The 21,361-nt window shown below is 63.5% G+C and carries 16 protein-coding genes; 14 read left to right on the top strand and 2 right to left on the bottom strand.

Annotated elements, in window-relative coordinates:
• Positions 1-5 precede the first annotated feature (5 nt).
• On the bottom strand, positions 6-2,171 hold the full coding sequence (locus ANTHELSMS3_RS17460; protein ID WP_094035996.1) for a M10 family metallopeptidase C-terminal domain-containing protein: 2,166 nt from the start codon (positions 2,169-2,171) through the stop codon (positions 6-8).
• A 552-nt stretch (positions 2,172-2,723) separates the two neighbouring features.
• On the opposite strand from ANTHELSMS3_RS17460, the gene ANTHELSMS3_RS17455 reads away from it, so the two are divergent.
• The 8 genes from ANTHELSMS3_RS17455 to ANTHELSMS3_RS17420 all read left to right on the top strand — a co-directional run bounded on the left by ANTHELSMS3_RS17455 (position 2,724) and on the right by ANTHELSMS3_RS17420 (position 12,268).
• Positions 2,724-3,851: an MHYT domain-containing protein gene (locus ANTHELSMS3_RS17455; protein WP_094035995.1), complete on the top strand. Its 1,128-nt coding sequence runs from the start codon at positions 2,724-2,726 to the stop codon at positions 3,849-3,851.
• Between the two features lie 226 nt (positions 3,852-4,077).
• Positions 4,078-4,914 (top strand): FAD binding domain-containing protein, encoded by an 837-nt coding sequence (locus ANTHELSMS3_RS17450; RefSeq protein WP_094035994.1) that lies wholly within the window; start codon positions 4,078-4,080, stop codon positions 4,912-4,914.
• 11 nt (positions 4,915-4,925) lie between these two features.
• Entirely contained in the window at positions 4,926-5,420 is a 495-nt protein-coding gene (locus ANTHELSMS3_RS17445; RefSeq protein WP_094035993.1) for a (2Fe-2S)-binding protein, read from the top strand.
• Positions 5,417-7,834, top strand: coding sequence for an aerobic carbon-monoxide dehydrogenase large subunit (locus tag ANTHELSMS3_RS17440; protein WP_094035992.1), 2,418 nt, complete (start codon positions 5,417-5,419; stop codon positions 7,832-7,834). The genes ANTHELSMS3_RS17445 and ANTHELSMS3_RS17440 overlap by 4 nt, the downstream gene beginning before the upstream one ends.
• Positions 7,835-7,932: 98 nt before the next feature.
• Entirely contained in the window at positions 7,933-8,787 is an 855-nt protein-coding gene (locus tag ANTHELSMS3_RS17435) for an AAA family ATPase (RefSeq protein ID WP_094037206.1), read from the top strand.
• Entirely contained in the window at positions 8,787-9,965 is a 1,179-nt protein-coding gene (locus ANTHELSMS3_RS17430; RefSeq protein WP_198319834.1) for a vWA domain-containing protein, read from the top strand. The genes ANTHELSMS3_RS17435 and ANTHELSMS3_RS17430 overlap by 1 nt, the downstream gene beginning before the upstream one ends.
• Before the next feature lie 11 nt (positions 9,966-9,976).
• On the top strand, positions 9,977-10,807 hold the full coding sequence (locus tag ANTHELSMS3_RS17425; protein ID WP_094035990.1) for an XdhC family protein: 831 nt from the start codon (positions 9,977-9,979) through the stop codon (positions 10,805-10,807).
• A gap of 132 nt (positions 10,808-10,939) precedes the next feature.
• Entirely contained in the window at positions 10,940-12,268 is a 1,329-nt protein-coding gene (locus ANTHELSMS3_RS17420) for an MFS transporter (RefSeq protein WP_094035989.1), read from the top strand.
• Here the strand turns inward: ANTHELSMS3_RS17420 and ANTHELSMS3_RS26370 are convergent.
• A complete protein-coding gene (locus tag ANTHELSMS3_RS26370; protein WP_198319833.1) occupies positions 12,265-14,640 on the bottom strand; it encodes a transporter substrate-binding domain-containing protein in 2,376 nt (791 codons plus the stop codon). The genes ANTHELSMS3_RS17420 and ANTHELSMS3_RS26370 overlap by 4 nt on opposite strands.
• Positions 14,641-14,830: 190 nt before the next feature.
• On the opposite strand from ANTHELSMS3_RS26370, the gene ANTHELSMS3_RS17410 reads away from it, so the two are divergent.
• The 6 genes from ANTHELSMS3_RS17410 to ANTHELSMS3_RS17385 all read left to right on the top strand — a co-directional run bounded on the left by ANTHELSMS3_RS17410 (position 14,831) and on the right by ANTHELSMS3_RS17385 (position 21,356).
• Positions 14,831-15,562: a PIG-L deacetylase family protein gene (locus ANTHELSMS3_RS17410; protein WP_094035987.1), complete on the top strand. Its 732-nt coding sequence runs from the start codon at positions 14,831-14,833 to the stop codon at positions 15,560-15,562.
• Positions 15,563-15,847: 285 nt separating this feature from the next.
• Positions 15,848-16,519 carry a 4-carboxy-4-hydroxy-2-oxoadipate aldolase/oxaloacetate decarboxylase gene (locus ANTHELSMS3_RS17405; RefSeq protein ID WP_094037205.1) on the top strand — a complete coding sequence of 224 codons (672 nt, stop codon included), beginning with the start codon at positions 15,848-15,850 and terminating at the stop codon, positions 16,517-16,519.
• Positions 16,512-17,579 (top strand): 4-oxalomesaconate tautomerase, encoded by a 1,068-nt coding sequence (locus ANTHELSMS3_RS17400; protein WP_094035986.1) that lies wholly within the window; start codon positions 16,512-16,514, stop codon positions 17,577-17,579. The genes ANTHELSMS3_RS17405 and ANTHELSMS3_RS17400 overlap by 8 nt, the downstream gene beginning before the upstream one ends.
• Complete coding sequence (locus tag ANTHELSMS3_RS17395; protein ID WP_254694766.1) at positions 17,576-18,466, top strand: amidohydrolase family protein; 891 nt, start codon at positions 17,576-17,578, stop codon at positions 18,464-18,466. The genes ANTHELSMS3_RS17400 and ANTHELSMS3_RS17395 overlap by 4 nt, the downstream gene beginning before the upstream one ends.
• On the top strand, positions 18,463-20,385 hold the full coding sequence (locus tag ANTHELSMS3_RS17390; RefSeq protein WP_094035985.1) for a TRAP transporter permease: 1,923 nt from the start codon (positions 18,463-18,465) through the stop codon (positions 20,383-20,385). Before ANTHELSMS3_RS17395 ends, ANTHELSMS3_RS17390 begins: the two co-directional genes overlap by 4 nt.
• The gene (locus tag ANTHELSMS3_RS17385; RefSeq protein ID WP_094035984.1) at positions 20,382-21,356 is read left to right on the top strand and encodes a TAXI family TRAP transporter solute-binding subunit; all 975 of its coding nucleotides are present in this window, start codon (positions 20,382-20,384) and stop codon (positions 21,354-21,356) included. Before ANTHELSMS3_RS17390 ends, ANTHELSMS3_RS17385 begins: the two co-directional genes overlap by 4 nt.
• Positions 21,357-21,361: the final 5 nt, after the last annotated feature.

The raw sequence follows: 21,361 nt of genomic DNA, 5'->3' as shown, positions 1-21,361 counted from the left end.
CCGATTCAGGCGATGCTGTCGCCATAAGTCACCGCGCTTTCACTGCCGTCATCCCAATGGGTGACCCGTTCGATCAGCGTGCCGCTGTCGTCATAGGTCTCAGTCGCGCTGGCCCAGGCATAGGCGTCAGCGACATCTGTCTGGATCGAACTGCTGCGCAGCCCGTTTTCAAACTCGATTTCCATCACGCGACCGTCGTCATAGGTGTCAACCTGGCTGTCCAGCATACCTTCGGAGTCGTAGTTGCGTGTCGTTGAATGCCAGACGAAATCGTCGGCGCCGTCGGTGATCGTTTGCGACACCATCTGGCCATTGTCGTAGCCGGTTTCGATCTCGCGGCCATCATCATAGATCATCAGCCGTGAAACCTTGGCCCCGGTTGCGGTATCATAGGTGTCCGTGTAGCTGGACCAGATCGCCTTGTCCGCTCCGTCGGTCATGGAAATGCCGCTGCGCACGCCGTCGGTGTACGAGATCACCTGTTCACTGCCGTCGTCAAAGAGGTTGTTCTGTTCGGTCAATGTGCCCGTGGAGTCATAGCTGCGGGCGATGGAATGCCAGACGAACTGGTCGCCGCCGTCGATCACCAATGACCCGATCCGCGCGCCTTCGGAGTCGTAGTAGACATCGACCATCTTGCCGCTGTCCCAGGTATAGCTGTTGATGATCCGCGCACCGGTTTCATCGTAGATGTCGGTGTAGCTGGCCCAGGAATAGACGTTCGCCGTGTCCGTCATGGTCGACTGCGCGCGCAGGCCATCAGCAAAGCTGATTTGCAATACCCGACCATTGTCATAGGTGTTGGTCTGGCTTGCCCACTGGCCTGTGTCGGTAAAGCTGCGTGCGATGCTCTGCCAGTCGTGACTGTTAGCCACGTCCACCTCCAGCGTCTCTTCGGTCAGGCTACTACCGGTTTTGTACAGGCGTACCTTGGTGATAGCGCCATCGCTTTGGATTGTGCCAAAGGCCCCGTCGGTAAAGCTCAGGGTTTCGACATCGGTCAGCACATCCGTGCCGTCGTCGCCATCGGTCAGATCGGTGTCGGTGATCCGCAATGCGCCGTCCCAGATCAGATCATAGCCTTCTGACGCGCCGGTGAAGATGACAGTGTCTTCGCCTGCACCGCCGTCGATTGTATCGTCGCCGGCCCCGGCCTGCACTGTATCGGCCCCATCGCCGGTCTGGATATCATTGGCAGCGGTGTTGCCAGTGACGTGGTCGTTGCCTGCACCGGTGATGGCGTTCTCGATTACCGCCCCGCGCGCGATGCCAAAGTTGCCCACATAGCCGTCCAGATTTGACCAAGTGGCGTCGATCAGGCTGAGATATTGATTGTAGGCCCGCGATCCAAGGTCGATCAGGTCGATTCCGGAACTGTCGAAAATCGTGACCGCGCGGCCTCGTTCCAGATCCATGCCCGTCGCGTCCAGATTGGAGTTGTCGCCGTAGACGCTGTTGCCGACATGCACGTTGTCGGGTGTGCCATACAGGTTCTGGATCGCAAGGATGTCGGCCATTTGCGGTGAATTGAGATACATCCCCGAGGCATCGACGTTCGGGTTCTCCCACTGGGCAAAATACGACATGATCGACATCTGCCAACTGTCGTTGGCGTAATGTGCCTGACTGTCGAAATCGGCACTGCCGTTGTAGTTGCCGCCATGTCCTAGACCCAGCGCATGGCCGATCTCATGGATAAAGGTCTGGTAGTAGTAGTCGGCGTTGCCCTGCCAGCTGGCATGAACGTTGACGACGGAATAGGCAATTTCGTTCCAGCCTGTATAGACAGCGGAATAGGAATAGGCACCGCCGTCGATGTCCTGAAAGGTGATGTCGGCATCGCCCGAGGTGGTCATGAACTGCAGACCCGAAACCGCCGTCCACGCCGCCAACGCCGCCACGGCGGCGGCCTGTCCGACAGGGTCGAGCCCGTCCAGATTGACCGTCAGTGTGTCGCCCGCCTGTACGTCAAAGGCGCGCCAGTCCCCGCCACCCGACTGCCAGTATCCATGGGTCAGCTGGGTGGCGACCTGATCCAGCGAATAGACCGGTTTTGACGACGCGGGCGCGCTGCTTCTGTCACCGACAGTGGCGGCGGCGGTCGGGCCGGTCAGGCCATGGAACTCATAGTCATCGGTCCTGGGATTCAGGCTCTGGCAGAGAAAGCACATGAGGCGGGGTCCAGTTCTTCAGGTGCGCGCCTCGCCTGGTGTTGGGCAGCGGCGAGACGCGCAGGGGCAAACCCGTCTTGTACAGACCCGGCAGAGGGTCCGTTGTGGACGGTTGGTTTCGGTCGGGGGCAGATCCGACACGTCGTGTCCGGGTGGTGCGCTGCAAGGTACCTGACCCGGCGCACATAGCCGAGCAAGACGCCAGAGGGGCATCTTGGGTGGCCAATGTGTGCCTGTTCGTAGAAGTCATTTCAAAGGTCCTGAAGCAGCGTGGCGAGCAAGGGACCGGCCGGAAAACCGATCCAGATTCCACTTAGGGACGCGATTTCGGGAATGATTGGGCGGGATATTGTTGAAAGCGCGTCATTGGTGAGGGTTAAGAAACCGTAATCGTGGAAGGCGCAGGAGTGTTTCCTATATCACGCTGTTCCCCTGAAAAGTTTTTTGTCTATTCTATCATGAAGTGTATTGAACCCTGCAGGCAAGGGCATGGGGGCGCTTGTGCCGCAAAGGTGGCTTGACTAATTTTTGCACATCTGGAGGGTCGGCGGCGTGCTTGAGTTCTCGCATCATCCCACACTTGTGGTGGCATCCCTTGCGGTTGCGCTGATGGCCGGTTTCAGCGGTCTGGCGATCACCCGTGGCGCATCGGCGCTGCCGTTGGCGCGGCGCAAGGCGGTTGTCGCCATTTCAGCCGTCGCTTTGGGCGGTGGCATCTGGTCGATGCATTTTGTCGCCATGCTGGGACTGCAACTGCCGATCTTGTTCTACTACGACGGCTTGGTGACGCTGATCTCGGCGCTGATTGCGATCCTGATGGTCGGACTCGCGCTGTTGATCCTGCATTTCCGTGACCGCACGCCCGCCAGCCTGACAATGGCGGGGGCGATTGTCGGGGCGGGGATCGTCGCAATGCACTACGTCGGGATGAGCGGGATGGAACTGTGCCGCCCAGTCTATAGTGTGGGTGGTGTGTTGGTGGCGTTGGTCGCCGCATTAGCATTGTCTATTGCGGCGATCTGGATCGCTTACGGTGAACGGACACGGGGTCACATCCTGCTGGGCACCTTGTTTTTCGGCGTCTCGGTCTTTGCCCTGCATTTTATCGCCATGGCCGGAACCGGTTTTGTCGGGCTGGGCGGCGGAGGCGGGACAGGGCCAATCCTGTCGAATGAGGTTCTGGCAATGGGGGTGACGCTGTCGTCTTTCGCGATCTGCGGTGCCTTTCTGTTGTCTGGCATCACCTTCTTTCCGGTCAAGGTTGCGGCCCCGCCATCGGTTGAAAGCCAACAGGCCGTCAAAGACATGGTTCCCACCCCGGACAAGTTGCTTCGCCCGTCGGGGACACGCGTATCGGTACCGTACGAAAAAGAGGGTCGTACCCAATTTCTGGACGCGACCGCGATAGCCGCCGTTCGGGCCGAGGGGCATTACACCGTGATTTATGCCGGTGTGAACAAGCTGTTTTGCCCTTGGTCGATCTCTGAGGCGTCCAAACGGCTTGAACCTGCCGGTCTGATCCGAACCCATCGCAGCTTTCTGGTTAATCCTGCCTTCGTGACAGAGTTTCGACGGACCAAGGACACTGGTCTGTGTTTCTTTGAGGCGGTCGAGTCGCTGCCCAAGGTGCCGGTGAGCCGGTCACGTCTTTCGGACGTCCGGCAGGTTCTGGGCGTTTAGTCGACAATCTGGACAGGGGACGGGGGCGCGCTCGATCCGGCCATTGGCCGGAACCTTGCCCCACTCAGCGTCCCCAGCCGTTGTTGGTGAGAGTATCGCATCTTGTGCATGTATTTCGCATTTCGTGCGCAGGACCCTGCATTTCATGGCTCTTTCGTTGGTCCGTGCCCTGCTTCGAGGAAGTCTGTCCTCATGCGGAGGGAGACCGCAGGGAGGATATTCGAAAATGATACCAGCCGGGTTTGAGTACCATCGGCCGACAGATATGGCGTCGGCTATCGGTCTGTTGCAGGCACATGGCGATGAGGCACGGGTTGTCGCGGGCGGTCACAGCCTGATCCCGATGATGAAGCTGCGCATGGCCCATTTGTCCCATCTTGTCGACTTGCAAGACATTGATGAACTCAAGGGGATCGAGGTCGGCGCTGACAGCGTCACCATCGGTGCGATGACAACACAGAATGAGTTGATCACCCATAGGGGGCTGGCGCAGGCCGCACCAATCCTGCGTGAGGCGGCGTTGCAGATTGCCGACCCGCAGGTGCGTTACGTTGGCACCATTGGCGGCAATGTCGCCAATGGTGATCCCGGCAATGACATGCCAGGGCTGATGCAATGCCTTGATGCGTCCTATGAGGTGGTTGGGCCGGATGGTGGACGCCGTATCGCGGCGCGGGACTTTTACGACTCCGCCTATTTCACCGCGCGCAGCGACGAAGAGATCCTGACGCGGATTTTCATCCCCCGCCCGGCGGCGGGCACCGGATTTGCCTATGAAAAGCAAAAGCGCAAGATCGGCGACTATGCCACCGCAGCGGCGGCGGTTCTGGTTGGTCCCGGCGGCGCTTCGATTGCCATGACCAATCTGGCGGATACGCCGGTCTGGTCGGCAGAGGCGGGCGCGGCCTTGGCCTCTGGGGACAAAGAGGGGGCCGTCAGCGCCGCGCTCGCCGCCATTGATCCGCAGGAGGACATGCGCGGACCAATCGAGTTCAAGAAACATGTGGCGGGCGTCGTGTTGCGCCGCGCCATCGACCGGGCGCTGTCGCGCGTCGCGGGCTGAGGGGGGACGGTATGAGCAAGATGCATGTAAAGCTGAAGGTGAACGGCGAAGAGGTCGAAGGCCTTGCAGAGCCGCGCACCCTGTTGATCCACTTCCTGCGCGAGAACCTCAAGGTGACCGGGCCGCATGTGGGCTGCGAAACCTCGCATTGCGGGGCCTGCACGGTCGATATGGACGGCAAGTCGGTCAAATCCTGCACGGTCTTTGTGGCGCAGGCGCAGGGCGCGGATGTGACCACGGTCGAGGGGTTGGTGAACCCCGACGGCTCCCTGTCGGTGCTACAGGAGATGTTCCGAGAGCATCACGGGTTGCAATGCGGTTTCTGCACGCCGGGGATGATTACCCGTGCGCACCGGCTGTTGCAGGAAAATCCGACGCCGACAGAGGACGACGTGCGCTTTGGCATGGCAGGCAACCTGTGCCGCTGCACCGGTTATCAGAATATCGTCAAGGCGATCCTCGCGGCCGCCGACAACATCAACGCGCAAAAGGAGGCTGCGGAATGAAAGACGAGGTCGCAACCCCCGAAGAACGCAGCGCTGGCCTCAAGGGCATGGGCTGCTCGCGCAAGCGGGTCGAGGATGTCCGGTTTACCCAAGGTCGCGGCAACTACGTCGACGATATCAAGCTGGACGGGATGCTGTTCGGTGATTTTGTCCGTTCGCCCTATGCCCATGCACGCGTCGTCTCGATCAACACCGAAGAGGCGATGAAGGTACCCGGCGTGATAGCCGTCCTGACAGCCGCCGATTTGGAGCCGCTGGGCCTGCATTGGATGCCGACGCTGGCGGGCGACAAGCAGATGGTGCTGGCCGATGGCAAGGTGTTGTTTCAGGGTCAGGAGGTGGCCTATGTGATCGCCAAGGACCGCTATGCCGCCGCTGACGGCGTTGAGGCGGTCGAGGTCGAATACGATGAACTGCCGGTCCTGACCGATCCATTTGAGGCGCTGAAATCGGATGTCGTCCTGCGTGAGGATTTGGAGGGCCAGACCGAGGGCGCGCATGGGCCGCGCAAACATCACAACCACATCTTTACATGGGAACAGGGCGACAAGGACGCCACAGAGGCGGTTTTGGCCGGGGCTGATGTGGTGGCCGAGGAGATGGTCTATTACCACCGCACGCACCCCTGTCCGCTGGAAACCTGCGGCTGCGTGGCGTCGATGGACAAGGTCACGGGTAAGCTGACCCTGCACGGCACCTTTCAGGCACCGCACGCGATCCGCACGGTGGTTAGCCTGATCTCTGGCATTGCCGAACACAACATCCGCGTGATCTCACCGGATATTGGCGGCGGTTTTGGCAACAAGGTCGGGGCCTATGCGGGCTATGTCTGTTCGGTTGTCGCCTCCATTGTCACCGGCAAACCGGTGAAATGGGTCGAGAACCGGATGGACAACCTGATGTCCACGGCCTTTGCCCGCGACTACTGGATGCAGGGCAAGATTGCCGCCACCAAAGAGGGCAAGATCACGGGGCTGTGGTGTCATACCACTGCCGATCACGGTGGCTTTGACGCCTGCGCCGACCCGACCAAATTCCCGGCGGGGTTCATGAACATCTGCACCGGGTCGTATGACATCCCCACTGCCTATCTGGCCGTGGATGGGGTCTATACCAATAAGGCGCCGGGGGGTGTGGCCTACCGCTGTTCCTTCCGCGTGACAGAAGCCGCCTATTTCATCGAACGCATGATCGAGGTATTGGCGATCAAGCTGAACATGGACGCGGCCGAACTGCGGCGGATCAACTTTATCCGCAAAGATCAGTTTCCCTATCAGTCGGCGCTGGGGTGGGAATACGACAGCGGCGACTATCACACCGCGTGGGACAAGGCACTGGCGGCGGTTGGCTATGACGATCTGCGTAGGGAACAAGCGCAACGGCTGGAGGATTTCAAGGCCGGCAAGACGCGCAAGTTGATGGGGATCGGCCTGACCCATTTCACCGAGATTGTCGGCGCGGGACCGGTCAAGAACTGCGATATCCTTGGCCTTGGCATGTTCGACAGTTGCGAAATCCGCATCCATCCAACCGGATCGGCGATTGCACGGCTAGGGACCATAAGTCAGGGGCAGGGGCACGCCACGACTTTTGCACAGATCCTTGCCTCGGAAATCGGCATCTCGGCGGATGATATCACCATCGAGGAGGGCGACACCGACACCGCGCCTTATGGGCTGGGCACCTATGGATCACGCTCCACGCCCGTGGCCGGGGCCGCGACGGCCATGGCGGGGCGTAAGATCCGTGCCAAGGCGCAGATGATTGCCGCCTATCTGTTGGAGGTGCATGACGACGACGTCGAATTCGACGTCGACCGTTTTGTGGTCAAAGGCGCGCCGGACCGTTTCAAGACGATGAAAGAAATCGCCTTTGCCTCATACAATCAAGCCATTCCGGGGTTGGAGCCGGGGCTGGAGGCGGTCAGCTACTACGATCCGCCTAACATGACCTACCCCTTTGGCGCCTATATCTGCGTGATGGATCTGGACGTGGACACCGGCGAACATGAAATCCGCAAGTTCTATGCGCTGGACGATTGTGGCACCCGGATCAACCCGATGATCATCGAAGGGCAGGTTCACGGTGGCGCGACCGAAGGCTATGCCATCGCCATGGGACAAGAGATTGCTTACGACGACATGGGCAATCACAAGACCGCGACCTTGATGGACTTCTTCCTGCCGACGTCGTGGGAGACGCCGACCTATGAGACGGATTTCACCATCACCCCGTCACCGCATCATCCGATTGGCGCCAAGGGTGTCGGCGAAAGTCCCAACGTCGGTTCGGTTCCGGCGTTCTCCAACGCAGTCCACGATGCGTTCCGACCCTTTGGCCTGACGCAAAGCCATATGCCGCATGACCATTGGCGGGTGTGGCGGATCGCGCGTGATCTGGGGCTGCATGGGTAAAGCGGTGTCGCCGCGCAAGGCGCGGCGATCCACCGGGGGAGGCGCTGCCTCCCCCGGACCCCCTCCGAGGTATTTCACCAGAGAAGAAGATGCGGGCGATGCGTGAGGCGGAACTGAGAGAGCGTCTGGCCGCCACCGGCTATGTGGCGGACGAGACCTTGTCGATGGCGCTGCATCTGGCGTTGACGCTGGGCCGTCCGCTGCTGCTGGAAGGGCCTGCCGGTGTCGGCAAGACCGAGATCGCCAAAGCGCTGTCAGAGGTTTTGGAAACGCGGTTGATCCGATTGCAGTGTTACGAAGGGCTGGATGCGGGCCATGCGATCTATGAATGGAACTACCAGCGCCAGTTGCTGGCGATCCGGGCCGATGGCGCGGATGAGGCGGCGCTGTTTTCCGAGACATACCTGCTGAAACGGCCCTTGCTGGAGGCGATTTCGCAAGAGGTGCGGCCGGTGTTGTTGATCGATGAGATCGACCGCGCGGATGAGGAATTTGAGGCCTATCTGTTAGAGATCCTGTCGGATTTTCAGATCACCATCCCGGAACTGGGTACCATCCGCGCCCGGACGCGCCCGGTGGTTGTCCTAACGGCGAACGGCACGCGTGATCTGTCGGATGCGTTGCGGCGGCGCTGTCTGTATAGCTACGTCGATTATCCCGACCGGGAGACTGAGTTGGCGATCCTTTCCCGCCGCGCGCCGGACGTTGAGGCGCGATTGGCGCGGCAGATCATTGGCGTGGTGCAGGCGTTGCGCCGCGAGGAATTGGAGAAATCACCCGGCATTGCCGAAATGTTGGACTGGGCGGGGGCGCTGTCGGGGCTGGGGATCAACGATCTGTCCGCCAATCCGGCGCAGGTGCAGGCCACACTTGTCTGCCTGCTGAAGACCGCCGCCGACCGCGATGCCCTGCCGCCCGAGGTCATGGCCCGCATCGTGGGCAAGGTGGCGTGATGGCTGTCACCCGCTTTCCGTTGCGCGCCGAGGGGTTGGCGGATCGCATGGCCGGTTTCATCGCGCATTTGCGGATGAACGGGCTGCGTTTGGGGCCGGGGGAAACGGTGGCGGCGCTGGCGGCGTTGTCAGCGGTCAAGGCGACCGACCCCGATCAGGCACGGCGCGCGCTCAAGACGCTGCTGGTGCCGGATGCGGATGCGTGGCGGCGATTTGACGATCTCTATGACAGCTACTGGTTCAATATGGGCAAGCAGCGTCAGGGAGAGGCCAATGTAAATGTCAGGGTGCAAAGCGCGAAACCTGCGCTTTGGCAGTCGCATTTGGGTGCGGACGGACCCGAGCAGGAAAGCGATGCAGGCCAGCTCGATGGGGGCGATGGTGAGGCTGAGGGCACTGATGGTCGTCTGATCGCCACCCGGACAGAGGCGCTCAGCCGGCGCGACCTGCGGGAGTTGATGGATGAGGACAGCTTGCGGACGGCTGAGAAGGCCGCGCAGGATTTGGGTCGCGCGCTGCGTGACCGACGATCACGGCGGCGCAGGCAGGCGGTGCGGGGTCAGGAACTGGACCTACGGCGGGTGATGCGCGCCAGCCTTGCGCGCGGGGGCGAGCCACTCGACCTGCCGCGCCGCAAGCGGCCTGATCGGCCACTCAGGATCGTGGCGCTGTGTGATGTCAGCGGGTCGATGACCACTGTGTCGCGGGTGTTCCTGGCGTTCCTCAGGGGGCTGATCAGCGTGGATACGCGGGCGGATGCCTATCTGTTTCACACCCGCCTGATGCGTGTCACCGACGCTTTGCGTGATCGCGACACCCTCCGTGCGGCGGGACGGTTGAGCCTCATGGCCGAGGGGTTTGGCGGCGGCACCGACATTGGCGGGGCGCTGCGAACCTTCAACGCGGGTCATGCCGGGCGGGCGGTGAATGGCCGGACGGTGGTGATCATCCTCAGCGATGGCTATTGCACCGGCGCGCCGGAAGCGGTGGCCGAGGGGCTGCGCCGCCTGCAACGGCGGGCGCATCGGGTGGTCTGGCTGAACCCGTTGAATGGCTGGGAGGATCACGCGCCCGTGGCGCGGGCGATGACAGCCGCGCGGCCGCATCTGGATGCGCTTTTGCCTGCCAACTCGATTGAGGCGCTGGCGGCGCTTGAACCTGAATTTGCGCGGCTTTGACGGAGGACAACATGGACCCATTCGATATCTTCGACACGGTGGCGGCCCTGCGCGCCGCGGGGCGGCCGTTTTGCGTCGTGACCGTGGTGCGGACAGAGGCCGCAACCTCGGCCCGGCCGGGGGCCAAGGCGGTGGTGACAGAAACGGGTGAGATCATCGGCCATCTGGGTGGCGCCTGTGTGACGCGGGCGGTGCGCGAGGCCGGGCAGGCGGCGCTGGACAGCGGCGCGCCCCGGGTGATCCGGGTGAAGCCGTCCGAGACGGTGGTGGCGCTGCGCGACGCGGATGGGGCTGAGGTCTACAAGAGTGGCTGCCCTTCGGGCGGGACGGTGGAATTGATGATCGACCCTTTTGCCTTGCCGCCGGTGATCTGCATCTTTGGTGAGGGGCCGATTGCCCGCGCCGTGGCCGGGCATGGCGCGCTGGCGGGCTATCGTGTCTCGCTGGCCGAGGGGGTGGCCTGCGACGCAAAGGTGATGCGGTTCGAGGGGATGGATCTGTCTGGCCTGACGCTGGGCGCGCGGGATTTTGTGGTGGTGGCCAGTCAGGGGCAGCGCGACCTTGCCTGCCTTCAGGCGGCGCTGGACAGCGGGGCGGGGCGGGTGTCGATGGTGGCCTCGAAAAAGAAGGCGGCGGCGCTGTGCACGCGGCTGTTGGAGGGGGGCATGGAGGAGGCAAGGCTGGGGCGATTGAAGGCACCCGCCGGGCTGGACATCGGGGCGGTTGATCCGGCGGAGATTGCCTTGTCGATCATGGCGGAAATCGTCGCTTGGCGGCGAGAGGCGCGGGATCTGGCGATGGCGCAAGAGGGCGTGTCCACGCGTGGACAGATTGTCGGTTGAATAAATTCAATGGCTTACAGAGACGAATTTACAAACAATTAGGATTTCGCCGCCCCCAAAGCAGGCTCTTTCCAGCTGGTCCCGACATGCTCTAGGGTCATTGCACAGACACTGAGCGAGGGAGCGTCCGCCATGTGGGAGATCCTGTCAGACCGCCGCTATCGGCACCTGTTTCTGGCGCAGGTGGTGGCCCTGCTGGGCACCGGGCTTGCGACCGTGGCGCTGGGTCTGCTGGCCTTCGATCTGGCGGGACAGAACGCGGGCATGGTGCTGGGCACCATATTCACCGTCAAGATGGTGGCCTATGTCGGCATTGCCCCCATCGCCGGGGCCTTTGCCGACCGGGTGAACCGCCGCGCGCTGCTGGTGACGCTGGACGTGGTGCGGGCCGGTGCGGCGCTGTGCCTGCCGTTTGTCACTGAAATCTGGCAGGTCTATGCGCTGGTCTTTGTGCTGCAATCGGCCTCTGCCGCCTTTACCCCGACCTTTCAGGCCACGATCCCCGACGTGCTGCCCGAGGAGGCGCGCTATACCCGCGCGCTGTCGCTGTCGCGGCTGGCCTATGATCTGGAAAACATCGTCAGCCCGACGCTGGCGGCGCTGTTGCTGGCGGTGATGAGCTATAACGCACTGTTTCTGGGGACTGTTGTCGGGTTCCTTGGCTCTGCCATGCTGGTGGTCTCCGTGCTGTTGCCAAGCCCAACGGCCAGCACCCGGCGCGGCATCTATGACCGGACGACGCGCGGGTTGCGGATTTATCTGGCAACGCCGCGATTGCGCGGCTTGCTGGCGCTGAACCTTGCGGCGGCGGCGGCCGGGGCGATGGTGCTGGTCAATTCCGTGGTGCTGGTGCGCGGCACGCTGGGACTGAACGAAAGCGCTCTGGCATGGACCATGTTCGCCTTTGGCATCGGGTCGATGGCGGCGGCGTTGCTGCTGCCACGGGTGCTGGACGGATTCAGGGACCGCCCGGTGATGCTGGCCGGGGCGGGTCTGATGGTGGCGGGCCTGCTGGCACTGGCGGCGGGGATTGTGGTTGCGGGGCTAAGCTGGCCGTTGCTGGCGGCGGTCTGGGCGGTTGTCGGGCTGGGCTATTCGGCGGTTTTGACGCCCTCGGGGCGGTTGCTGAAGCGGTCGGCCCAGCCAGAGGATCGCCCGGCGGTCTTTGCCGCACAATTCGCCCTAAGCCATGCCTGCTGGCTGCTGACCTATCCGCTATCGGGGTGGTTGATGACGGCCCTTGGCGCGGTTCCGGCGCTGATCGGATTGGCGGGTGTGGCGGCGGTGGGCGTGGTCCTTGCCTTGCGGGTCTGGCCAGACCAAGAGGCCGGCGACGTCCCCCACCGCCATGACAACCTGCCGCTGGACCACCCGCATCTGGCAGGGCAGCGTGAGCATTCCCATGCGCTTGTGATCGACGACCGGCACCCGCACTGGGGGGGCAAAGTTCTGACCGCCTAGCCGGGGCTGAGAAAGACGGCGGCGTCCTCATCAAAGCTGCGGTTGAACATCTCTTCGAGATTGCCGGCGGCGCGCACGACGCGCAGCAGGAAATCCGGCGGAAGGTTCAGCCTGGGGTTCATCGGTGGCACGCCGACCGTCCTGCGGGCCACTTGGTCCTCCAAGTAATCCCGCGTCAGGACAAGGTGCACCGCCTGTCTTTGCGCAGCCAGTACGCCGTCAACGATATCGACCCAGTTGCGATCCCCGTCGCGGACGATCGGTCCATAGGGCACGGTTGTCAAAAGGCCCGGCAGGATGATGTGATCGTCTGGTGCGTCGAGGTTGCCGCGCGTTTGGGCCAATGGCATTCGCATGTCGACCAGCCCGTCACAGGCGCCAAACTGATAGGATTGCAGGGCGTCCTGATAGGAATCGACCAGCATTGGTTCAAAGAAGATGCGGTTGGCGCCGAAATAGTCAGCAACAGCGATTTCGGAGTCGTTGAACGGTGTCATGCACAGCGTGGCACCGTCAAGATGGGTGATCAGCGTCACGCCCAAGGCCTTGGGCACCATGATCGTCATCCCGTCATACAGCGCGGGACCGGCAAAGACGACGTTATGCGCGGCCCCCGGAGTTGCATGTCCTATCAGCAGGTCCGCCTCGCCGGAGGCGAGTTTGGTGTATTGGCTGAGCGGATTTGTTGGGACGAATTCGACGGCGTCAGGGTCGTCCAGCACGGCGGCAGCCACGGCGCGGCAGAAATCGACATCAAACCCCTGCCACACGCCTTGGGAGTCGATTGTCGAGAACCCCTGTCGGTTCAACCCGACACCGCAGGCCAGATAGCCACGCCGGATCACATCTGCCTGCGTGCCGCCCATGCCCGCCATCCTGTCGAAGGCGGCGGCAGAGACCGGGGGCAGGAATTCAGCGCCGGTTTGCGACACGGGCGGGGCCACTGGTGTCGGTTCTTTTACGGTGCGGGTGGGGGCCGGGGCGGCGTGGCGCAGGCGGTCCAGCGCCAAGGCCGCCTGTTGGGCGGCGGGCTGGTCCGCGTGGTCGCGGGTGATCCGCTGCAGCGCGCTGATCTGGGCGGCGGGGTCGGTGAGCAGGAGGGCGGCGGTGAGAGCGGCATTGGCCTGTGCCTCGGTGGCGCGCTGCGCGGCCTCTACCTCGAACAGGGCAAGCTGAACCTGAAACCCCAGCGCGGTGCCGTCAAATTCCTGCAACAACGCACGCAATGCGGCGGTGTCTTTGGCGGATTTGGCCCGGTCCAGCCGGGCGATGGCCTGCGCGGTGCGGTCCTTTTGCGCCAGATCGGTTTCAAGACGGGTTGCGGCGGTCTGGGCCTTTTCGGCGGCCTCTGTCCCGGCAAAGCGTGAGATCACGCCGCGTAGGGCGCTGACGCGGGCCCCCAGTTCGGCGGTCAGCAGCGCATCGGACAGCGCGCGGTCGGCCGCGCCGTCCCGGTCGTCGTCGCCGGTGGGGGCCAGTTCCTCAAACCCCAGATTGAACGCCTGATTGATCAGCGCGATCTTGTGCCCTCCGTTAAAGCTGTCGCCAGTGGGGGCCAGCCCGCCCTGATTGTGCAGCGCCACAACCGCCAGCGTGCGCGCGTCCAGCAGCAGCGACCCGGACGAGCCGCCGGTGCTTTCGCAGCTGTGGCGGAACGGAGAGCGGGTGTCGGGGATTTCGGACTGGCGGCGGTGCACCTGACAGGTGCCGGTGGAATACTGCTGCGGGTCGGCACCGGGATGGTGGATCATCCGCAGTTCCTGATTGGGTTCGGTGCGGGTCATCATCCGCATCGGGATATGGCCGTCCAGTTCGGTGTTGGCATCGCCGCCGAGGATTTGCAGCAAGAGCGCGTCGAGATCCTTGTCCACTGCTACCTCACGCGGGGAAACCAGATAGGTGCGCACCGCGCCGGTGTCGTCGCTGGAGGTGTAGTTGAAGTTGATGCGCGCCTCGCGCACCACGGTGAACCCGGCGCGCACAAGGTCGGGGTCATAAAAGCAATGCGCGTTGGTCAGCAGGCGGTTGTCTGTCAGCAGGGCAGCGGTGCAGTTCGACAGGAACGGGCTTTCGAGCGTAAAGGTCTGGCCGCCGCGCGTCAGGGTGCGGGGCTGACCATCGGGCGTCATCAGGCACACCTGAAGCCGCCCGATGTGGCGTGCCACCTGTTTGACGTCGGCGGGGGCGCGGTTGATCGACAGCCAGAACCCGCGTTTCTGTTCGCCGTCCACCAGCATGGATTGAAAGGCCGAGCTTTGCCGGTCGATCGCAAAGCCAAAGCCGCAATCGGGCAGACCCTGCGCCTGCGCGCCATGGGGGACGTGGGACAGCGCGAACACCATGCACAGGGCAGTGATCCATCTGGTGGGCATGGGCGGGTCTCCGGATCCAGTTGCGTCCGGGTACTGTGACATGTGGGGTGCCGTTGCGGCAAGCATTGCTGCGGTCCGGCGATAACCCGCGACATTGGTATAGCAAGAATTCATGGAAGTTGCGGAGTTTGGAATTGGTCTGTCGGGGACGAACAGGGCAGAGTGGGGCAAAGGGAAGAGGGGTTGCGACATGAGCGGGACAAAGACGGCGCTGATCATTTCGGCGCATGCGGCGGATTTTGTGTGGCGCTGCGGCGGTGCGATCGCCTTGCACGCGCAGATGGGATATGAGGTGACGGTGGCTTGTCTGTCCTTTGGCGAGCGCGGTGAGAGCGCGCGCCTGTGGAAAGAGGGCAAGTCGCTGGATGAGGTCAAGGCCATCCGCCGGGGCGAGGCCGAAGCCGCCGCAGAGGTGCTGGGCGCGCAGGAACTGGTGTGTTTCGATCTGGGTGATTACCCGCTGCATCTGGAACAGGCGGACAAGTTCGCGCTCGTGGATCTGATCCGCCGGGTGCAGCCATCCTTCATGATGAGCCACAGCCAGTACGACCCCTACAACACCGATCACATGTATATGACGCAGGTGGCGTTGGAATGCCGGATGATCGCGCAGGCCTGGGGTCACAACCCCGGTGAAAAGGTGCTGGGCGCGCCACAGCTGTACCTGTTCGAGCCGCACCAGACCGAGCAGATGGGATGGAAGCCGGACGTGTTTCTGGACATCACGCCGGTCTGGGACAAAAAGCGCGCCGCCATGGAGTGCATGAACGGGCAGGTGCATCTGTGGGACTATTACACCCGCGTGGCAGAGCAGCGCGCCAACCACTTCAAGCGCAACTCTGGCGGCCAGTCCGGCGGGCGCGACTGCCGCTATGCCGAAGGGTTCCAATCGATCTTTCCACGCACGGTGGATGAACTGTAGGCCGGCGGGTCGTTCAGGCATGTGCAAACCGGCCGCTCAAACCGCTCTGGGCTGTGGCATGGCCCGCCGGGGCCGTGGCGCACTGTCGGGCGCGGATGCCTTGGACCGGGTGGGCTCAGAAATCTTCGTATTGCGCAGGTTGGTGGGGGTCTGTCTGGCCGCTTCCGGTTTGGGGGCACATGTGATGGGCGGGTAGGGGCGCTGCCCCCTCGGCCTTTGGCCTCACCCCCGGAGTATTTGGGCAGAGAAGAAAAACAAGCGACGACGGACTGGGAGGAGCGGAAAATGGCGGTAGTGGTACAGGATATCAAACGCGCCGATGCGGATGTGATTGCGCGTCTGGGGGCGGCGGGTGTCGCCACGGTGCACGAGGCGATGGGGCGCAGCGGGTTGATGGCCGCTGGCATGCGGCCCATTCAGCAGAATTTCGGACTGGCCGGATCGGCGGTGACGATCAGCGCGCCGCCGGGCGACAACTGGATGCTGCATGTGGCGATCGAGCAATTGCAGCCGGGGGATGTGTTGGTGCTGGCTCCGACCGCGCCCTGTGACATGGGCTATTTCGGCGATCTGCTGGCGACCAGCGCCATGGCGCGCGGCTGTCGCGCTTTGGTGATCGACGCGGGCGTGCGGGACACCCGCGATCTGCGGTCGATGGGGTTTGCGGTCTGGTCGACGGCGGTGTCGGCGCAGGGGACGGTGAAGGAAACACCGGGCAGCGTGAATGTGCCGGTGGTCTGCGCGGGGGCACTGGTGTCGCCGGGCGACGTAGTGGTGGCCGACGACGACGGGGTTTGTGTGGTGCCGCGGCTGGGTGCGGCGTCGGTCATGGAGAAAGCGCAGGCGCGGCTGGATGCGGAAGAGGCCAAGCGGGTGCGTCTGGCCTCGGGTGAGTTGGGGCTGGACATCTATGACATGCGCGGGCGGCTGGCGGCGAAGGGTCTGACCTATGTCTGATGGGGTGCGCGCCATGTGGATGCGGGGCGGCACGTCAAAGGGCGGGTATTTCCTTGCCTCGGATCTGCCGGGCGACATGGCGACGCGGGATGCGCTGTTGCTGGGTGTCATGGGCAGTCCCGATCCCCGCCAGATCGACGGCATGGGGGGAGGCGATCCGTTGACCTCGAAGGTGGCGGTGGTCTCTCCCTCTGTGCGGGAGGGGGTTGATGTGGACTACCTGTTCCTGCAGGTTTTTGTCGACCGGGCCGTGGTGACGGATGCGCAAAACTGCGGCAATATCCTTGCCGGTGTCGGGCCGTTTGCCATTGAGCGCGGGCTGGTGCCCGCGCGCGACGGCGAGACGCCGGTGACGATCTGGATGGAGAACACTGGGCAGGTGGCGGTGGCGCGGGTGCCGACCCCGGGCGGGCGGGTGTGTTATAAAGGGGACGCGCGGATCGACGGGGTGCCGGGAACGGCGGCGGCGATCCCGATTGCCTTTCGTGACACCGCCGGGTCCAGTTGCGGGGCGCTGTTTCCGACCGGCAAGGTGGTGGATGTGATCGAGGGTGTCGAGGTGACGCTGATCGACAACGGGATGCCCTGTGTGGTGTTGCGGGCGGCGGATCTGGGCATTGTCGGGGATGAATCCCCCGAGGCGCTGGAGGCGCATGAGGGCCTGCGGGCGCGGCTGGAGGCGATCCGGTTGATCGCTGGGCCGATGATGAACCTTGGGGACGTGGCGGAGAAATCCGTGCCCAAGATGACGCTGGTCAGCGCGCCACGGTCGGGCGGGGCGATTGCCACGCGGACTTTCATTCCGCATCGCTGCCACAAGGTGATTGGTGTGTTGGGGGCGGTGAGCGTGGCGACCGCCTGTCTGACGCCGGGGGCGGTGGGACAGGATCTGGCCGTGATCCCCGAGGGTACGGCCAAACCGCTGTCCATTGAGCATCCCACCGGAGAGATGACCGTGGTGGGCCATGTGGAGGCGGGCGTGGTGACACGCGCCGAGGTGCTGCGCACCGCGCGCAAGTTGATGGACGGGACGGTGTTCCCAAGGGAGGAAAATTCATGACCGAGATGACAGCGGGTTATCTGCCGTTTCACGCCGCCCCCAAGGTGCCGGACTATGTGCCGCCTGCGGGCGCTGTGGATGCGCATTGCCATGTCTTTGGGCCGGGGGACGTTTTTGCCTATGCGCCAGAGCGCAAGTACACGCCCTGCGATGCGCCCAAGGAGCAGTTGTTTGCGCTGCGGGATCATTTGGGATTTGCACGCAATGTGATTGTGCAGGCCAGCTGTCATGGCAAGGACAACGCGGCGCTGGTGGATGCGCTGGAGGCGTCGAACGGCAAGGCGCGGGGCGTGGCCATTGTCGACGCGGATGTGACGGATGACGCGTTGCGCGCGCTGGACGACGCGGGTGTGCGTGGAGTTCGGTTCAATTTCATCAAACGGCTGGTCGAGGCCACGCCCCATGCGGTGTTTGAGCAGATCGCCGAAAAGGTGGCGCGGCTGGGCTGGCATGTCGTGGTCTATTTCGAGGGGCAGGATCTGGACGAGGTCGCGCCCTTGGTGCGGCGGTTGCCGGGGATCGTCGTGGTCGACCACATGGGGCGGCCGGATGTGACAGCGGGCGTCGATGGCGCAGGGTTCCGCGCGTTTATGGACTTTCTCGCCGAGGATGCGCGGTACTGGGTCAAGGTGTCCTGCCCCGAGCGGCTGACCGTTGCGGGGCCGCCCTATGATGACGTGGTGCCCTTTGCGCGTGCCTTGGTCGAGCGGTTTCCGGACCGGGTGCTGTGGGGCACTGACTGGCCGCATCCCAACATGAAAAGCCATGTGCCGGACGATGGCGCGCTGGTCGATGTGATCCCGCGGATCGCGCCGACCGCTGACTTGCAACGCCGGTTGCTGGTGGACAATCCGATGCGGTTGTACTGGCCCGAGGAGAGCGCATGACCGCGCAGGGCATCCGGGACGGGGTGATCGCGGGTCTGGCGGTCACGATGGTGGTGGCCTGCATCCTGTGGAACCTTGAGGCGCCCACGCGGCTGGGTGTGGCGGTGCTGACGCAGCAGTACATGGCGCTGCAACTGGGTCTGGCGCTGACCATCGCCTATCTGAACTTTGACCGACGGGGGAAGGAAAAGGCGGGGGTCGGCTGGATCGACGGGGCCTTGGCGCTGACCGCCTTTGGCGTGTTGATGTACGCGGCATGGGATTTTGTCTGGCTGCTGAAGGAACAGGCCTACCGGCCGTGGCAGATCACGCTTGTCGGCACCGTGGTGGTGATAACAGTGATGGAAGGCGTGCGGCGGCGCGCGGGCTGGATGCTGTTTTCCATCGTCGGTGTGTTCCTGATTTATGCGCTGTTTGCGGACAAGGTGCCGGGGCGGCTGATCGGCAAGGAGTTGTCGCCCGAGCGTCTGGTGCAATACGTCGGCTTTGACCCCAACGCGGTGTTTTCCACGCCGTTGGCGGTGGGTACGATCATCGTTTTGCTGTTCGTGTTCTTTGGCAAGCTGCTGTTCGCCGCCGGGGGCGGGGCGTTTTTTACCGATCTGGCGATGGCGGCCACGGGACGGTCGCGCGGCGGCAGTGCCAAGATCTCTGTCGTTGGCTCGGCGCTGTTCGGGTCGATCTCTGGCAGTGCGGTGTCCAACGTGGTGACAACCGGCGTGGTCACGATCCCGCTGATGCAGCGCGGCGGCTATACCAAGCGGGATGCGGGCGCGATTGAGGCGGTGGCCTCGACCGGGGGGCAGTTGACGCCACCGATCATGGGGGCCGCGGCCTTTCTGATGGCCGAGTTTCTGGACATCTCTTATTTCACCGTCGCGGGCGCGGCACTGCTGCCGGCGGCGCTGTATTACTTCAGCGTCTTTCTACAGGTGGATCTGATCGCCGGGCGCGACCGGATTGCGCCGACAGAGGTGGACGGGCTGACCGTCCGGCAGGTGCTGCGCGAGGGCTGGCATTTTGTCCTGCCGTTCGGGGTGCTGCTGGGGGCGCTGTTCTGGTGGCGGATGGATCCGGCGGATTCGGCACTGTTGTCGGCGCTGGCCATCGTGCTGGTCAGTTTCCTGCGCAGCTACCGGGGCGAGCGGCTGACGGTGCGCACGCTGTGGCGGACCTTTGTCGAGACCGGCACCGGCATGGTCGATCTGATCCTTGTGGTGGCGGCGGCGGGTTTTGTCATCGGGGTGCTGAACATCACCGGGCTGGGCTTTGCGCTGACGCTGGTGCTGGTGGATGCGGTGGGGGCCAATGTGGTGCTGCTGCTGGGAATTTCCGCCGTGATCTGCATCGTGCTGGGCATGGGGATGCCGACCTCTGGCGTCTACGTCCTGCTGGCGGCGCTGGTCGCGCCGTCATTGGTGGAGGCAGGGATCGACCAGATCGCGGCGCATCTGTTCATCCTGTATTTCGGCATGATGTCGATGATCACGCCGCCGGTGGCGCTGGCGGCCTTTGCGGCGGCGACGATCACGCGGGATGACCCGCTGGGCACCGGGCTGGCGGCGATGCGCGTCGGCTGGGCCGCGTTTATCCTGCCGTTTGTCTTTGTCGCGACGCCGGAAATCCTGATGACCGGTCATTGGGCGGCGATTGTGCTGAACCTGTGTCTTGCCCTGATCGGCATCGGCGCGGTGACGGCAGGGATCGTCGGCTTTTGGGGCACGCGCCTGTCGGCGGTGCTGCGGCTGGGCTTTGTCGGGTTGGGGATTGTCGCGTTGCCACTGGGCTTTTTGCCCGGCGCGGCGGCGTGGCACATCCCGGCGGCGCTTGCGATCATTGCGCTGGCAGCGGTGCTGCTGATCCGGGCGCGCGGAACTATCGAACACAAGAAATCTGAACCAGGGAGGACGATGACATGACATTTCTCAAAGGCACGATGCTGAGTGGCGCGCTTGCGCTGAGCGTATCCGCCGGAGCGGCCGGGGCGCAGGTGGTCACAGTGGCCAGCGGCGCGCAGGGGTCGCTGGCCTACAACACCGGGCAGGCGGTGGCCAAGGTCGCAAACGAGGCGGGCATCACCGCGCGGACGCAGCCGCTAGTGGGCTATCTGCCGCTGATCCATTCGGGGGAGGTGGATTTCGGGTTCTCCAACGGGGTCGAGGCGGAATACGCCTATGACGGCACCGGCAACTATGACCGCGCGCATTCCAATATCCGGCTGGTGGGCACGATGTTCCCGCTGACCACCTCGATCATGGCGCCTTGCGATCTGGGGCTGGAGACGGTCGCGGAGCTGAAGGAAAAGGCAGGCGATCTGCGCATCGCGTCGGAATACACCTCTTCCACGATCATCCCGTTCTATATCTCGGGTGGTCTGGCCAATGCGGGCCTGACCTATGACGATTTCCAGCAGGTGCCGGTGGCCAGTTTTGTCGCGGGCATCAACGCGTTGGGGGACGGGTTGGTCGATATTGCGCTGGTCAGTCTGAATTCTGGCGCGGGCCAGCAGGCGTCGGTCAAGCTGCAAGGGCGCGGCGGGTTGTGCTATGTCTCGCTGGACAATTCAGAGGCGGGGCTGGCGGCGTTCAAAGAGTACCTGCCTGCAGGCAACATCGTCTCGCTGCCGCAGAACGACAAGGTCACCGGCCTTGAAAACGCGGGGGCCAACCTGATGAGCATCCCGTGGGTTCTGTTGACCAATGGCGATGTCAGCGACGATCTGGCCTATCAGATGACCAAGGCAGTGGCCGAGGGCAAAGAGGCGTTAAAGGCCAGCTTTGGCGCCTTTGCGCGCGCCGACGCGGCGACGATGGCCCCGGCGTCTTCGGTGCCGTACCACCCCGGCGCGCTGAAGTATTTCGAAGAGGCCGGGATTTCTGTCGGCGAGTGAATGTG

Source organism: Antarctobacter heliothermus, from assembly GCF_002237555.1.
GTDB lineage: Bacteria > Pseudomonadota > Alphaproteobacteria > Rhodobacterales > Rhodobacteraceae > Antarctobacter > Antarctobacter heliothermus_B.
Note: the sequence above shows the minus strand (reverse complement) of the source record. Positions and strands in the feature narration are given on the sequence as shown.